This window comes from Wolbachia endosymbiont of Drosophila incompta (assembly GCF_001758565.1).
GTDB classification, from domain to species: Bacteria; Pseudomonadota; Alphaproteobacteria; order Rickettsiales; family Anaplasmataceae; genus Wolbachia; species Wolbachia pipientis.
The window spans coordinates 1,037,651-1,052,580 of the sequence record NZ_CP011148.1; the positions used below are offsets into that span (position 1 = coordinate 1,037,651).

The 14,930-nt window shown below is 33.2% G+C and carries 14 protein-coding genes; 3 read left to right on the top strand and 11 right to left on the bottom strand.

Annotation, left to right across the window (positions count from 1 at the left end):
* From WG67_RS08720 to rseP, 7 genes are all read right to left on the bottom strand, one after another.
* Positions 1–371 (bottom strand): signal recognition particle receptor subunit alpha (locus WG67_RS08720; protein ID WP_458694922.1); only part of this gene is annotated, 371 nt, incomplete at its 3' end.
* On the bottom strand, positions 356–1,915 hold the full coding sequence (locus WG67_RS04675) for a proton-conducting transporter transmembrane domain-containing protein (RefSeq protein ID WP_070356968.1): 1,560 nt from the start codon (positions 1,913–1,915) through the stop codon (positions 356–358). The genes WG67_RS04675 and WG67_RS08720, both read right to left, overlap by 16 nt.
* Before the next feature lie 303 nt (positions 1,916–2,218).
* Positions 2,219–5,101: an FAD-dependent oxidoreductase gene (locus tag WG67_RS04680; RefSeq protein WP_070356969.1), complete on the bottom strand. Its 2,883-nt coding sequence runs from the start codon at positions 5,099–5,101 to the stop codon at positions 2,219–2,221.
* Between the two features lie 45 nt (positions 5,102–5,146).
* Positions 5,147–5,578 (bottom strand): 3-hydroxyacyl-ACP dehydratase FabZ, encoded by a 432-nt coding sequence (gene fabZ / locus WG67_RS04685; RefSeq protein ID WP_010082082.1) that lies wholly within the window; start codon positions 5,576–5,578, stop codon positions 5,147–5,149.
* A gap of 4 nt (positions 5,579–5,582) precedes the next feature.
* Positions 5,583–6,134, bottom strand: a complete 552-nt coding sequence (locus WG67_RS04690) for an OmpH family outer membrane protein (RefSeq protein ID WP_070356970.1) — start codon at positions 6,132–6,134, stop codon at positions 5,583–5,585.
* Complete coding sequence (gene bamA / locus WG67_RS04695; RefSeq protein ID WP_070356971.1) at positions 6,135–8,471, bottom strand: outer membrane protein assembly factor BamA; 2,337 nt, start codon at positions 8,469–8,471, stop codon at positions 6,135–6,137.
* An 8-nt stretch (positions 8,472–8,479) separates the two neighbouring features.
* The gene (gene rseP, locus WG67_RS04700) at positions 8,480–9,598 is read right to left on the bottom strand and encodes an RIP metalloprotease RseP (RefSeq protein WP_010082085.1); all 1,119 of its coding nucleotides are present in this window, start codon (positions 9,596–9,598) and stop codon (positions 8,480–8,482) included.
* A gap of 99 nt (positions 9,599–9,697) precedes the next feature.
* Between rseP and WG67_RS04705 the strand changes: the two genes are divergently transcribed.
* Positions 9,698–9,976 carry an FAD assembly factor SdhE gene (locus WG67_RS04705; protein ID WP_006279484.1) on the top strand — a complete coding sequence of 93 codons (279 nt, stop codon included), beginning with the start codon at positions 9,698–9,700 and terminating at the stop codon, positions 9,974–9,976.
* On the opposite strand, the gene WG67_RS04710 is transcribed toward WG67_RS04705, so the two are convergent.
* From WG67_RS04710 to WG67_RS04720, 3 genes are all read right to left on the bottom strand, one after another.
* Positions 9,951–10,277 (bottom strand): cell division protein ZapA, encoded by a 327-nt coding sequence (locus WG67_RS04710; protein ID WP_010082086.1) that lies wholly within the window; start codon positions 10,275–10,277, stop codon positions 9,951–9,953. The genes WG67_RS04705 and WG67_RS04710 overlap by 26 nt on opposite strands.
* 72 nt (positions 10,278–10,349) lie before the next feature.
* The gene (locus WG67_RS04715; protein WP_010963035.1) at positions 10,350–10,628 is read right to left on the bottom strand and encodes an HU family DNA-binding protein; all 279 of its coding nucleotides are present in this window, start codon (positions 10,626–10,628) and stop codon (positions 10,350–10,352) included.
* 29 nt (positions 10,629–10,657) lie between these two features.
* Positions 10,658–12,310 carry a 30S ribosomal protein S1 gene (locus WG67_RS04720; RefSeq protein WP_038199371.1) on the bottom strand — a complete coding sequence of 551 codons (1,653 nt, stop codon included), beginning with the start codon at positions 12,308–12,310 and terminating at the stop codon, positions 10,658–10,660.
* 139 nt (positions 12,311–12,449) lie between these two features.
* Between WG67_RS04720 and trmB the strand changes: the two genes are divergently transcribed.
* On the top strand, positions 12,450–13,115 hold the full coding sequence (trmB, locus tag WG67_RS04725; RefSeq protein ID WP_012673367.1) for a tRNA (guanosine(46)-N7)-methyltransferase TrmB: 666 nt from the start codon (positions 12,450–12,452) through the stop codon (positions 13,113–13,115).
* Positions 13,116–13,591: 476 nt separating this feature from the next.
* Here the strand turns inward: trmB and WG67_RS04730 are convergent, their stop codons facing one another.
* The gene (locus WG67_RS04730; RefSeq protein WP_070356972.1) at positions 13,592–14,239 is read right to left on the bottom strand and encodes a heme exporter protein CcmB; all 648 of its coding nucleotides are present in this window, start codon (positions 14,237–14,239) and stop codon (positions 13,592–13,594) included.
* Positions 14,240–14,345: 106 nt separating this feature from the next.
* Between WG67_RS04730 and WG67_RS04735 the strand changes: the two genes are divergently transcribed.
* On the top strand, positions 14,346–14,738 hold the full coding sequence (locus WG67_RS04735; protein WP_010963040.1) for a TraR/DksA family transcriptional regulator: 393 nt from the start codon (positions 14,346–14,348) through the stop codon (positions 14,736–14,738).
* Positions 14,739–14,930: the final 192 nt, after the last annotated feature.

Consider the following 14,930-nt stretch of genomic DNA (forward strand, 5'->3'; position numbering starts at 1 on the left):
AGTTTTAAAGCAAGCTTTCCTGAGGTAGTTGTTTTACCTGCACCTTGTAAGCCCACCATCATAATCACAGCAGGGGGTTTAACTGCTAGATTTAAGTCACTTTTCTCTGATCCGAGAACTGCAACTAAATTATCCTGTACAATTTTAATTATCATTTGTGCTGGAGAAACACTTTTTATGACTTTTTCCCCAATCACTTTATCTTTAATGTCGTTGATGAATTTTTTTGCAACTTCAAGTGAAACGTCAGCTTCAATTAAGGCTATGCGTATTTCACGCATGGCAAGATTAAAATCATCTTCAGAAATGATTGACTTTCCTCTCAGTTTACTAAATACAGAATTTAAACTTTCAGTTAACGATTTAAACATAATAGCATTAGTAGAATACTCATTAAAAAGAGAGAAGAAGCTGAAACAAAACTCACTGAGTTATAACTCAGCACTTCTTTAAGTTTAGTAATATTATTAAAGTATAAACCAACAAGTGGATTAGTCAAGTTTTGCACTACGCTGGCAAACATTTCTCTAGTTTTAGAGACTAACTGATTGAACAGCAAGATAATATAGGGTATGAAAGCTCTAAAAATCCAATCAACATCCATTTTAAAATTTACTCTCGGGTAAAATAACTTGCGTAAAGGAATAAACAATAAAGTGGTACATAGTAATAAATTAAATTGCGACCAAATATTTTTTGTGTTGTACACAAAATCGAAAATCGAAGGTTTATTGTAAATAGGTAAGTAAGGATTGCCAGCGATTACGCATATAAATGCTAAAATAATCATAGTCATTTTGCTTCCTCTCTCTCCTAAAGGTTTTGACTTACTTTTTGCAATAAATAAGTAATAAAGAAACTTTAGCCCCACGCTTAAATGAAGCAGCAAATTTAGAAGCTTATATAAATTTTTATACCCTTTTAAGGCAACAGTGTTCATTTCAATTTCAGCTGTGATATATGATTTACTGATAAATCCAACGGTTCCAGGAAATGCAGCCATTGTAAGTATTGCGATTATAGCACACATGCCTTCCACTGACATCAGTTTACCCACTCCATTAAAACTAATTGTTTTTGTTTGTGAAATAATCGAATTACTGACCACAAACAATAATGATTGATAAACAAGAGAGAAGATTATATGCAGTATCAAAATTGGTATTGCTTTTTCCGAAGGACTGAGCAAACTTCCTGCAATAATCAGCAAGCCCATTTGTCCTACAACGTTATAGCATAAAAATCTGCGAATATTTTGCTCAAGAGAAGCAAATATAATGCTGTAAATTGCAGTGATGGCGCCTACAAGCGCTAATATTTCAGTACAATCTTGCCATAGGTTATAAGTGTGTAAAAGCATCACTAAAAAAGAGACTTTAGTGGTAAATAAAGAGAGATATGTGGTGCCATGTAGCGATGCAGCAGGATATGCATCAACAACCCAAAATGAAAAAGGAAAACAAGCGCAGTTTATCAATAAACCCAAAATTATCAGGTTAGTGCTTTGAAGTGCCAATCCTGCTATTAATATAACTCCAACGAAAAAGTGTACACAAGCGTACCTTATTGCAGGTCCACTATCTCTACAGCTAGCTGCGATAATAAAAAATGCACTGATGGTCATTAATTCACAGAATATTATAACCAATATCATATGTTCAGATAAAACTGCATAAAGTGAACTAATAGTGTAAGCAGCAAAAGATAGCATCTCTGAAAAAGTCAAATTTTGTGCTGGTAGAACAGCTAAAAATGCAACTGATAAAAAAGATATTAGTATGGTACGAAAAGATAAATCAAAATCTAGAATTGGGAGAGACCAATTTACTGCAATGCTCAAATTTTCAGGTAATTTTAGGACTATAACTATTAATACAGTCAGTAGAAGTAACAGTGACGATTTATAAAGTTGCACAATAATTAAAACCAATATGGTTTATGCTATCTCAATATATGAATAAAATCAATTTGCATATTAACCACTAATTAAACTAATTATCATATAATTATATCAGAGTTTAGAGGGTTATAGAGAAACCGGTCAGATTAGGTTTTTAATCTAATCTGACCGATAGCTTTAATAGTGAGGTAAGCTTTAATATAGCACTCCTAATTCATAACGCTACACTCGTGCATAATTTATTTTTAATTTGTGCACGAGCGTTAGTAAATTATTTACTTTTTGAAATAAAATTTGGCATCACTTTAATATTGAGACTTAGTAAACCTCAGTAGGTCTGCCAGTTGGGCCCATAAGAATTATTTGCTCGCCTTCTCTTAAGTGTCTGCATAAATTAGTGGAGCCGCCGATTTCCAGCACAATAGTGGAAATAATTCCTTTTTTTTTGTCTACTTCAGTGCCGGTTACGGCTATACCTTCCATAGCAAGGTTTGTATTATTGGCTTTTCTGCCATTGGTTTCAAAATTTTGCAATCTAAAGAATTGCCCAGGCTTAAAATTCTTTGCCGCAAGTGGTGCTTTGATCACTATTTCCACAACTTTGTCTGTTAAATATTGAACTTTTATAACCTTTGCAGTGAATTGCTCTTTGATTCTATTAAATAATTCTTTATTAGCCAGGTCTTCAACACTTGACCACGCATTTTTTTTCTGGCCCACAACATCATACACTGGAATGACAGAAACGAAGCTATTAACTCCACTCAAAAGCTGAGAAATAATAGGGTAGCCGTTTTTAGCACTTGCCATAGCTTTCACGACGCTGCCACTATACGAAGGGTGAAGATCACCAAAAAAGCTGATTGTTTTATTGCCTTGCTTATACACTAATATTCTATCTTTATTTTGCATTTTAGGAGAAAATATTGGGTCTATTTCTTTTCCTGATGAATTCAAATGAGTAAAATACCCATTACTTAATTTAAAATGCTTTTTATCTTCTGTTGCAATAACTGTATTTGGCTCAGTACCTGCTGCTATAAAAATAGAACGTGCTTTTATACGTTTGATTTCGCCGGATTTTGTGTCTATCAGTTTTATTAATTCAGCATGGTTATATTTATCCGTCACAACTTCAACTGGCTCTAAGTTTTCAATAAAGTAAATTCCTTCTGACAGTGCATTTTGCACCTCTTCGCTATTTAATCGATAACTTGGTGAATCTTTTAGCTCTTTTCTATATATAACTTTCACTCCCCCGAGGCTCTGCATTAACTCTAATATTTTTATTTCTCTATTCTCTTTTTTTGCTAACTTTTGCTTTTCTCGGATCAATTGTGCGTGCGATATAAACTCATTCGCAATTTCGCGCTCTTCTTCTGTCCAATCTTTTTCAACACAGTCCTTTCCATACTTATCAACTAATATCTCATAACGAAGAAGAAATTTTTCTACTTGAATTGGATAATACGCTAAAGCTTCAGTGGCAGTGTCAATCGCAGTAAGCCCCGCCCCTATGACAACTATCGGCATACGAACTTGCAGATTTGCTATAGAATCAAATTTAAGAGCGCCAGTCAGTTGTAACGACATCAGAAAATCAGATGCCATGCGTACTCCACGAGCTAGTATGTTTTTTATTTTGATCATTCGTGGCTTACCAGAGCCAAGTGCTAGGGCGATGTGATCAAAACCCAAGTTGAACGCGTCATCAGCATTAATCGTGCCACCAAAACGAATGCCTCCATAAAGTACGAAATTCTCACGTCTTTCCAGCAGTAATCTAATAATCTTTAAGTAATTCTTATCCCACCGAGAAGTAATGCCATATTCTGCCACCCCACCAAACCCTCCTGCCGTGCGTTCACTCAATTTTTCGTGTTTGAAATCTTTAATTAGCTGGAAATTATCGATCAAAGGTTTAATCTTTAGTCCATCAATGGTGATAACGTTATGCCCATCATTCAACAAATGATGAGCTAAATTAAAACCAGCAGGACCAAGGCCTACAACTAGAACGTTTTTTCCGGTGTTTTCTCTTGGCAATGCACGCTGAAAATTTAAAGGATTCCAACGGCTGAGCAGAGAATATATTTCAAATCCGTACGGTAAACTGAGCACATCATCCAGAATCCTTGTTTCAATTGCTGGCACATTTACGGGTTCTTGTTTTTGATATATGCACGAATTCATGCAGTCATTGCATATTCTGTGTCCAGTAGCCGCGCATAATGGGTTATCTATCATCACAATTGCAAGACTTGCTATGCTGTACCCTTCGCTTTTCACCAGATTCATTTCTGATATTTTCTGCTCTAGTGGGCAGCCGTGCAGTTCAACTCTAAGTGGAGACTTTTTGAAAGTATTGTCATCATTAATTAGCCCCTTTGAGCAGCTATCCTTACTTTGCTTATGACAAAATATGCAGTAGTGAGCATTATCCAATGCTTTATCTAAACTAGCCTTTTCACTTGTTAGGTCAAAACCGTATCGTCTTTTTACTTCATTTGAATACAGCACTTCAACTTTGTCTACTTCTTTTTTAGAAAATGGTATGAGGTTTTCGTGGTCAATTTTTTTATGTATGCTAAATAATATACTCTGTTTATTTTTTACTCTCCACACTGCATATTGTGCCGCAAGTTCTATTTCCTCTTTGTGATTTTCTTTATCTTCAAACCAATGCATCACCTGCTCAGCAAAATTTTTTTCTGTTGTTGGCAAAGTGAGAAAATGACTTAGTTTGTTAGTAATATCTATATTCGCCACATTAGTGTATTTCTTCAATACATAGCGTTGGACAAATAATCTTTTGCACTTATATATTACAGCAAAGTCGTTGTGCTTTTTCTTTAGCTCCTCTATTTCTTTTTCAACATTAAAAAGTTTTGCAATAAATTCATCAAGTAAATATGAGAGGTCTATAATGAGCTGGCTATCTGTCATCCAAGTAGCTGACCGTTCTTCTTGTTTTCTAGATCCCAGTGTCAAGCACTGGGATGACGGGGGGTGACACTGGGATGATGGGAGGTGACACTGGGATGACATCGAAGAAGAAGCTGCTTTTTCTCTTGCTTCAATTAATGAACAAAACAAGCTCTCATCACATGATTTAATATAATTCAAAAATGTCTCATCTAATTTTGTTAATCCATTGCGAGTATATAGATTCGAAAATGAGATTTTGAAATTCAGCTTCATTGCTATACTATAAAGTGTACATGCTGTTTCTTACAGATGAAGATTTTATTTATTTTGCAATACTGCTGAGATTGTTGCTTCTGCAACTTTTTCTTCGCTAACAGATGCAATACACCTAAATTTGTATACACCTAAACACACACTTTGAATGTTAGCTTGAAGAATCAATGTGTCCCCTGGAGTAACTAGCTTTCTGAATTTTGCATTTTCAATGGATCTCAAGTAAACAACTTTATTTTCTATTGTTTCTTTACCTAGAACACATATAGCAGATGCCTGAGCTAGAGATTCAATTATCAAGACTCCTGGCATTATCGGATGACCAGGGAAGTGGCCAATAAAAAATGGCTCATTGAAAGTCACATTTTTGATTGCTTTTATACTTTTACCAGGATCACACTCTATAACTCTATCTACTAAGAGAAACGGATAAGAATGTGGTAGTGTTTTTATAATATCACTGATATTAAATTGCATAAGTCTATTCAATGCCTTTTAAAGCAAATTCAGGTATTTCCTTGTTTATATTGTTTAATACCACATCTGATAAATCAACTTCATCCATGGAGTATAAAACTTGGTTCTTTTTTGAAATAAATAGTACCAAATCTATGTTGTTTTTTTCTGCCGTTTTTTTAGCGACTTCTTTTATCTTGTTAAAAACACTCTCTACTGCTTCTCTATAGCTTTCTTCTAAATGTAACATTTTTTTAGCATAATTCTCTCTAACATTTACAGTGTGCTTATTAAATTGTCCTGTCTTTTCCTTTTTTGCTTCTTCTGACAAAAGGTCAAATTCTTCTTTTGATGGCTTAAGTTTTTCTAACTCATTTTCAAATTCTTGTTGTAATCTAGAATTCTGCTCCTTTATTTGTTGTTGTATATTTTGCAGAGCAAGAGATTCATTGATGACTTTTTCACTATCGATAATTGCAGCCTTTGTGTTCTGAGGTTGATATCCTACAAACTTATACCCCACAAATAAGGAAATAATTAAGGCAATAACTGATATAAATAACTGTATATATTTCATTCAAATCCCCGCTTCAATAGAAAATTTAACATTTGGTGATGGTATTATATCATAAGATTCCTTTACTAAAGGAAACCCGAAATCCAATCTAAGTCTACCAAAAGGAGAAAGCATTGAAAAGCCAAAACCTTGTGACACTCTCACAAGCTTGCTATCATAGTATTTCCCTTCATACTTCTTATTTTTATCATCTAAGCCAAAAAGTGTTGCATAGTCAACAAATAGTGAGCCTTTGATACCAGCATAGTCATATAGTTTTGGTAGAGGAAAATCCACTTGCTGTGTTAGATTAAAATAAGTTTTGCCTCCTAATGAGCTTTTATTTTTGTCTTCTGCTCTTGGTCCAATACCGGAAAGGTCAAACCCTCTAATCTCATTACCCCCTTTAAAAAAGGGCTGGCCAATGTTTAGATTTTCATCAGTATAAGAAAAAATATGACCTGCCGCCATCTTAAAGCGTAGCGTTATATCATCGTCAATTTTGCTTAATATAGGGTGCGTATAAAAAGATAAGAATTCAGATTTCAGGAAATTCACGTTTCCTCCCAATCCTGAAATATCCTGACTTAAGCGCAGTAAATACCCTTCTTTTGGAGTATAGAGGTTATCCAGTTTATTATATGCCAACGTGTATCCCACTGATGAAATCTGATGTTTACCTTTTCGGTCCAGTATTATTTCAGAGATATCGGTGTCTTGTCCACCCTTATTATCCATGTGTATATGATTATACTTATAAGAATAGCGAAGGGAATTAGTTAAGTTCTCTGTGACTTTATATGATAACTTTGTAAAAAATCCCATATCGCAACTATCAAAAGTAGTGTTTGGTTTATCTTGTTTTTCATAAAATACACCCATGCCTAGTGACGTATCAGAATCGTTAAAATTATTTTCAACAAACTCTAAATCAGTAGAAAATACGTATTGACTTTTTTCAAGAGCAAAAGAGAGCTCTTTTCCAGTACCAAATAAATTACGGTCTTTGAGGTCAATTTTAATCAATGCTCCACCAGGAAGAGACACACCTCCTCCCAAATACAACGAAGTAGTGTTTTTTTCTTTAACACTTAAGTCAAGATTTACTGCATTATCATTAACTGCATAACTATTTACTTTCACTGTTTCAAAAAAATCACTACTCATTAGTTTTTTACGTGACTTTTGAATCTCAGATATATTGTACGCATCACCTTCTGCTACACTTAGCTTACTTCTGATCACTTTATCTAAAGTGCGATCGTTACCATCAATTGTAATTTGATTTATATAAATCTTTTTACCCGGCAGCACTCTGTAGGTTACATCTACAACATTGTCACGTTGTGCATACTCTGGATTAACTTTTGCAAATATATATCCTTTCTCATTTAAATATTTGTTTATTTTTTCTACTGTATTATTAATTTTAACTCTATTAAATATCTTACCGTTTTCCTCTGTTATAAAATCCAATATTTCTTCTTTTAGGCTCAAATCCTGAATTTCAGTTTCAATATTAACCTCATTATTTCCAAATAAATACTGCTGTCCTTCGTCAATCAAAAAAGTTAACTCTGTTTGATTGTTATTATCAACCTCAACAATTGGTTGAATATTATTTTGAATATATCCTTTAGATGAATAAAAATGATCGAGCAATTCTGTGTTAATCAATAGATATTGCGGTGAATAATGATTTCCGCCTTTAAAAATAGCTCTAAATAACTTACTAAATATGTCATTACTATGTCTTTTGATAACTTGCTCTAGCTCATTTTCAGAAAAGTTTTTGTTGCCTATAAATCTTATATCCTTAATTTTAGAGGTTTTGCCTTCTTTTATTTTAAAAATTAGATTGACTCTATTGCCATCAAGCTTATTCAGGTCATATTCAATTTTAACACCAATCTTACCGTTATTTCTATAAGTAGTGACTAAATTCACTAAATCGTTTTGCAATTTTGTTTCAGTTAAAATAGTTAGCGACTTTGATTGAATCACATTACTTAGCAGCTCTTTGCTGTTAAATAACTTATTGCCTTTTAACACTACCTTGTTAATCAGTGGATTTTCTTGAATTTTTATTACTAAATTTTTTTTATCATCTATGTAAGCATTAACACTAGCAAATAACTTTGTTTTATATAGATCTTTTATAATTGAGTCTATATCATCGTCGTTTATATAATCACCAGATTTTAGTTTTATATAGAACCCTATTGTCTGGTTGCTTACCCTCTCATTACCAATACATTTGACATCTTTCACCTGCACTTTTTCCGCAGTTCCTAAAGCAACAAGCAGGGCAGGAAAAGAAATAAAAACCACTACCAGTATATAAAATAGCTTTTTCATATTTTATTTCAAAAAAGATCCCTAATATCATTTGACATTCCAGTTGCCATAAGCAAAAACAACACTAAAGCACCAAAAATAGCTGCATATTTTTGACATTTCAAGCTTAAATCCCTACGTATAACCGCTTCTATGATATAATGAAATAAATGCCCACCATCTAGCAGTGGTATTGGCAGCAAGTTAATTGCAGCTAAATTAGCTGAAATGATTGCCATAAAATATAGAACCATAATAAATCCCTTTTTAGCTGATTGTCCTGAATATTTTGCGATTTTTATTGGTCCACCTATTTCACTTGCACTCCTCTTACCAACAATAATTTGAAAGATAGCTTTAATCGTTAAGCACATAGTGTGGTAAGTTTCACTTACTGATAAGCTCACAGCCCCAAGAAAAGACGACTGCTTTAATGTATTGACTGAAATAATCCCTATAGTTTCTCTTTCTATTGTGTTGCCAAAAACGTCTTTGTCCTTGATTATTAATGGAGTTAAACTGGTCCTGTGCTTCTCATTATTTCTGCTATACTCAATCTCCATTCTTGTTTTAGGATTCGACATTATCACACGTGAAATATCTTCAAAGTATTTTATTTTATGCTCATTGATTTGTGTAATAGTGTCACCTGGCAACAAACCAGCTTGCTTAGCTGCACTACCTTCGATTACATTTTCAATCACCGGTGGAGTGCGATAATAACCTGCTATGCTAAAAAATATTGTAAAAGCTATAACAGCAAATACCATGTTTGCAAAAGGCCCTGCAAAAACTACTGCTGCTTTTTTATGACGCGGTTTTGTATGAAATGAATACAATTTTTCTTCTTCCGTTAATTCTTGTTGATCAGCTGGGACACTCGCTGCATTAGTATCTCCTAGCATTTTAACATAACCACCCAATGGAACAACGCTTAATTTCCATCTAGTTCCAGACTTATCGTTAAAACCAAAAATTTCAGGACCAAAACCTATGGAAAAAGATTCAACTTTAACTTTGCATGCTTTGGCAACAACATAATGCCCATATTCATGCACGAATACTATGACAGAAATTATTAAAGAAAATGATAAAAAATAATATATTCCATCGCTAAATTGATGGATAAGATTAGAAATTAATTCCACCTGTATATTTAGATCTTAACAAAATGTTAAGTATATTAAAATGCGCCTCGCTTGACAAGTATTTAGTTTAACTTTTAAATTAAAAAAAGTTTAATTGTAATGACAGATACCTCACTACTCAGAAGAAAATTAATATATAGAAGCTGGCATAGGGGTTGCAAAGAAACCGATATACTTTTAGGGCATTTCGCATTGAAATATCTTGATAAATTTTCCTTAAGCGAACTAATCGAATACGAAAAAATAGTTGATCTTGATGATTACGAATTATATTGTTACATAACTCGTAAGACAAACCTCCCTCCTGGCTTGAATAGTCAGATAGTCAATTTAATTGCTTGCTTTATTGAAGCTAATCCTTTATGCACTCAAGATTAGTGATAATCTTATTTACCTTATCTAGTACCTCAGTATATTCTATTCTTTTCTCGTTTCTATACTTTTCGCGCTCTTGATTTACTTCATCTAATCGCTTTGTTAATTCTAAAATTTTATCCTCAAGAATTAGTGCTGCAAGTAAGAAATTTAATGCATCCGAACCCTTACCTCCAGTTTTTTGAGATACAGAACTAACTAACTTGTCAAAACTATTAGCAAGGCGTAATAAATGATTCCCCTTCCCACTTTCGCAAGATATTTTATATGTGTTATTACGTATAACTATTTCTACTACTTGCATATGGTGCTAAAAATTTCTATCGTACAGTATAAACTCAAACCCCTACTTTCATCTTATTTATGGTATAAATTTTTATTCATTTATCAAATCAGATAATTTTTTACTGCTACGAAAATATGTTTTAAAGTATTGATTCTTTGTAAACTTCTGTAACATTAAATGGCTTGTTTCTTTCAAGTTATAACTTCTAACTGAAAAAGAACCAAACCCCCTAATTTCAACTCTATTATGATGTTTCAATGTGCTTGAAAGTATCCCAAAAAATCTATCAACTATAGCTGCTATAACAATCTTATCTAAAAAAGGATGTCTTTTTGCTACCCTCGCTATTATATCAGACTTTGTTGCCATTTATATGAAGCCAAAATAAGTAAACCTTATCACTTAGCAGATAATGCTATGTTATATTCTTCAACACCCAATACTTCAACTTCTATTTTTTCTGATATAGAGAATTTTTTATTCTCTGGTAAATGCTCTTGATCTATTAGAAGGGTTACATCGTTCTCAACTTCAACGACTAGTCCATTATCTTCTCTCTTATCTACAATAACCTGTATTTTATCACCTACCTTAACTTTCTTTATCAGTTCTTCAAGAGGATCATACTCTATTTGTTTTATTCCAAGATAAATTCTTGCCCGATTCACGTTAGCCCTTATTACTTTTGCTTCTATTTTATCACCTACATTATACTTCTTTATCTCATCTGAACCATTTTTAGACCAACTAAAATCTTTCACATATATTGTCCCTTCTACGTTCTCATCTATTTCAGAATCACCGAAAGCAACAGATACATATGAGCCGGTATTATTCTTCACTTCACCAGAAACAATAGAACCAGGAGGATATTTATTGATAAATACTTGCCAAGGGTTGTCTACACACCTTTTCATGCTTAAACTCATCCTACTCTTAGCAATGTCAATACTGAGAATTTTTACATATACTTCTTGTCCCCTTGTTACGAGACTACTAACTGGTAAATTACTCTTAACCCAAGTTATTTCTGACGAGTGCACTAAACCTTCAATTCCAGGTCTAAGCTCAACAAATAATCCATAATCTTCTATGCTTGTTACATAACCCTTATGCACACTATCAACTGGATATTTTGATTCTGCATCTTGCCAAGGGCTATCTTCTAGCTGCTTCACACCCAAGGAAATTTTAGCATTTTCCTTATCTATTTTTATAATTTTAACTTTTATAGTCTGACCACAAGTAAAAACTGCAGACGGATGACTTACCCTACTCCAAGAGATATCTGTAATATGTAACAATCCATCTATAACTCCCACTACATCTGATTCATGAATACCGACAAATACACCGTAATGAGTGATACTTTTTATTTTCCCTTCTATTATATCGCCTTCATTTAAAGATTCTAAAAATTTAATTTTTTCACCAGCGTGCAATTTTTCTAACACCAGCTTTCTTGATACTACAATATTGCCCTGCTTCTTATCCATTTTAAGCACGATGAACTTTTGTTCAGTTTCAATAAGGTGCTTCGCATCTTTTACTTGCTTCAAATCCACATGACTCAGCGGTAAAAAAGCGCTTATTCCGTCACCAAGATCAACAATAAAGCCACATTTAATTGAGCGTTTAATAACTCCGCTTACTTCAGCCCTTGTAACTGTATCTTCTTCCAACTTATTCCATTTTTCGTCCCTAATTGCTTTTTCACGACTAAGAACAACATTACCATGATAATCTTCAATTCTTTCCACATAAACTCTGATTTTCGAGCCAATAATGACCTCATCATTACAACCGAGTTCCTTGATCAGAATTCTCCCGTCAGATTTTAAACCAATATCAACCACAACGTCGTTAGGGTTTATTCTTGTAATTACACCTTCTACCACATCTCCTTCTTTAATTTTGTTAACAAAAGAATCTTCAAACAAGGTATTATCTTGATCCTCAAATTGGCCTTGACATATCTCTTCTATAAATTTGTTTGATGATAGCTTTCTGATAGTAACCGGTAGATTTACGACTGGATTATTATTATTCATACCTTTAACTTAAACTTTATTAGAACTCATATATTATATAATATTAACAATTATTGACAAGTAATTTTTCATTAACTCATTTCGAGAATTGTTTAAGCTATATAAAATATAGTGAGAAAATTATATATGTATCAAGAATATGCTATTTAAGAATAGCAAGTGGATTAGATCGTTCTCCAGAAGGTCCAGGCTAAAACCTGATGTTGATGAAATATTGGAAAAATATTCTATTCAAAACAGCAAGGAATCTATAGAGAAAATTGTAAATTCACAAAAAAGAATATGGGTAGAAATAGGCTTTGGCAACGGTGAAAATATGCTTTACCAGGTGCTCAATGAACCTGATCTATTATTTATAGGATGTGAGCCCTACTTAAAGGGGGTTTCTCGCTTGCTAACAAACATAGAAATACAGAACATAAAAAATATTTTAATGTGGACAGAAGATGCAAGAGAATTGATTGCAAATTTTCCTGATAACAGTGTTGAAAGATTCTTTATTCTCTTTCCAGATCCATGGCCAAAAAGAAGTCACAATAAAAGACGATTAATTAATACGGAATTTTTAAATTTATTAGCAAAAAAAATACTTATAACAGGGGAAATATTCATTGCAACCGATCATCAGGACTATGCAGAGTGGATAGCATCACATATAAAGCAGTGTAACTCTTTAATCTATAGGGAAGACGATTTCACAAGTTATACTCTTACAAAATACCACAGAAGAGCGCTCAAAGATCAGCGTAAAGTGAGGTTCTTTAAAGTAAGTGTTATTAATAATTTGCAGACTATGGATCAATAGAGTTTTTGCATATCTCTTTTACGTTAACTATAGATTAAAAATAATAAAAAAAGAGGGAGAAATAGAGTAAATTCCTTTAACTACTTCTCCTTATGAAGGAATAGACTTCTTGCATAACCCAAACTAAGTAGAAAAAAGGTATCATCCAAGTAGCCCCTTTCTCGTCATGCCGCTGCGAATCGTCATACCGCCGCGGCGCTAACACGTAGCGGGATGATGAGGCTTATCGTCATGCCACCGCGAACCGTCATACCGTCACGGTATCTCTTAGCCGCTAACAAGTAGCGGGATGACGGTTGTCAGGTTAGCTGTTATCCCAGTTTTTGACACTGGGATGACAACGAAGGGCTACTTGGATGACAGGGAAGGATGCTGGAATGAAGGTTTTTCAAATTGTCGATAAACCTAAATCTATAATAACTATTTGCCTTTTTTCTAGGTTATGCAAGAAGTCTACTGAATAACAGTAAGATTTTTCAATCCTGTTCCACAGCAAATTTTAGTGCCATGTGAGTAGTTATGGTGCTGTTAACAATCAAAATAACAAAAACTAAGATGGTGATTAGTAGTGTATAAATATTCAAGGATAAATTTTCAAATTGAGTTAGCATTTTAAAATACACAAAGGTTGGCATTATCATTGGCAAAACAAGAATTTGCGATACTCCTGATGCTAAGTTGTTTTGACCAATCATCAATGCATTTCCAGTAGCTGAAATATTAGTGATTATCAGCGTATTAAATAATAAAGACACTCCAACTGCTATTGAGTGTTCAATACTATTGCCTAGAATTGCAAAGCTGAATATGGAAGAAATTACTGAAATCGGTAACCCAAATAATAACCAGTGAGCGAAAATTTTATAAGCAACTATAAGCCTAGAAGAGAGTGGCTGTACAAAGATTTGCTCTAATATTCCATCATGATAATCAGATGTAAACAAATTATTTGTAGAAATCTGCAAAACAAATGTAGCACATATCCATGTTAATGTTAACATAACTTCTTGTTTATTGTTGTTTTTAAGTGTAAATGAAGATAAACTTAACATTATGATAAAAATACATACTATATAGGTAAAGTTCTTATCATCTATTACTAATTTTTTTACTGAGTTGATCATACTAGGCTTTTAAATGTTTATTATAAATTATAGTGTTTACTTTGAGGTAGTATAATTTTTTGTTCATAAATTATATAGGTTTTATTATTTTTTTGATAATGCAATTATGGAAAAGTTACCAAAAATAAAGTCACCAGAAGATTACACTCCTTCAGAAGATGAAGAATATATGAGCGTAAAACAACTGGAATACTTCAGCTTAAAGTTACAATCAATACTCGCTGAGTTAGAGAAACAAGAACTAGAAGATAATAGTATTGATACATACTATTCTGATGAAGATAGTGGAAACGAGGAATTAATCAAGCGTCGAAAAGATAGAAAAGAAAAAATTAAGGAGGCGTTAGAAAAAATAAAATTAGGCACTTATGGTTACTGCGATGGAACAGGAGAAGAAATAGGAGTCGAAAGACTTAAAGCTAATCCGCTTGCTATATATTGTATTGAAGAGCAAGAGAGAGTAGAAAAAGAAAAGAACGTGTACAACATTAACGATTAATTTACACATAAGTGGTGAGCCCATTGGACTTCAAGAGGAGCAAGAGGCGCTGAAGTATGTTATGCTATAAAGAAAGTGGAAAATTGGACATTCTCAACTTGACTCCTGCAGATTAAAAATTAAGTTGTATCCGTTCAGGCAATGGCGTCAACTTAAGGAAAAATATCAGCGATAGTGTATAAAATTTCTCTC

Excerpts from the sequence above, each read along its gene's own strand:
- fabZ (WP_010082082.1), bottom strand. The coding sequence starts at position 5,578 with ATGCAATTTAATATCAGTGATATTATAAAAACACTACCACATTCTTAT.
- WG67_RS04705 (WP_006279484.1), top strand. The coding sequence starts at position 9,698 with ATGACAGATACCTCACTACTCAGAAGAAAATTAATATATAGAAGCTGG.
- WG67_RS04715 (WP_010963035.1), bottom strand. The coding sequence starts at position 10,628 with ATGGCAACAAAGTCTGATATAATAGCGAGGGTAGCAAAAAGACATCCT.
- WG67_RS04730 (WP_070356972.1), bottom strand. The coding sequence starts at position 14,239 with ATGATCAACTCAGTAAAAAAATTAGTAATAGATGATAAGAACTTTACC.
- WG67_RS04690 (WP_070356970.1), bottom strand. The coding sequence starts at position 6,134 with ATGAAATATATACAGTTATTTATATCAGTTATTGCCTTAATTATTTCC.
- WG67_RS04735 (WP_010963040.1), top strand. The coding sequence starts at position 14,346 with ATGGAAAAGTTACCAAAAATAAAGTCACCAGAAGATTACACTCCTTCA.
- WG67_RS04680 (WP_070356969.1), bottom strand. The coding sequence starts at position 5,101 with ATGAAGCTGAATTTCAAAATCTCATTTTCGAATCTATATACTCGCAAT.
- WG67_RS04720 (WP_038199371.1), bottom strand. The coding sequence starts at position 12,310 with ATGAATAATAATAATCCAGTCGTAAATCTACCGGTTACTATCAGAAAG.
- WG67_RS04710 (WP_010082086.1), bottom strand. The coding sequence starts at position 10,277 with ATGCAAGTAGTAGAAATAGTTATACGTAATAACACATATAAAATATCT.
- bamA (WP_070356971.1), bottom strand. The coding sequence starts at position 8,471 with ATGAAAAAGCTATTTTATATACTGGTAGTGGTTTTTATTTCTTTTCCT.
- trmB (WP_012673367.1), top strand. The coding sequence starts at position 12,450 with ATGCTATTTAAGAATAGCAAGTGGATTAGATCGTTCTCCAGAAGGTCC.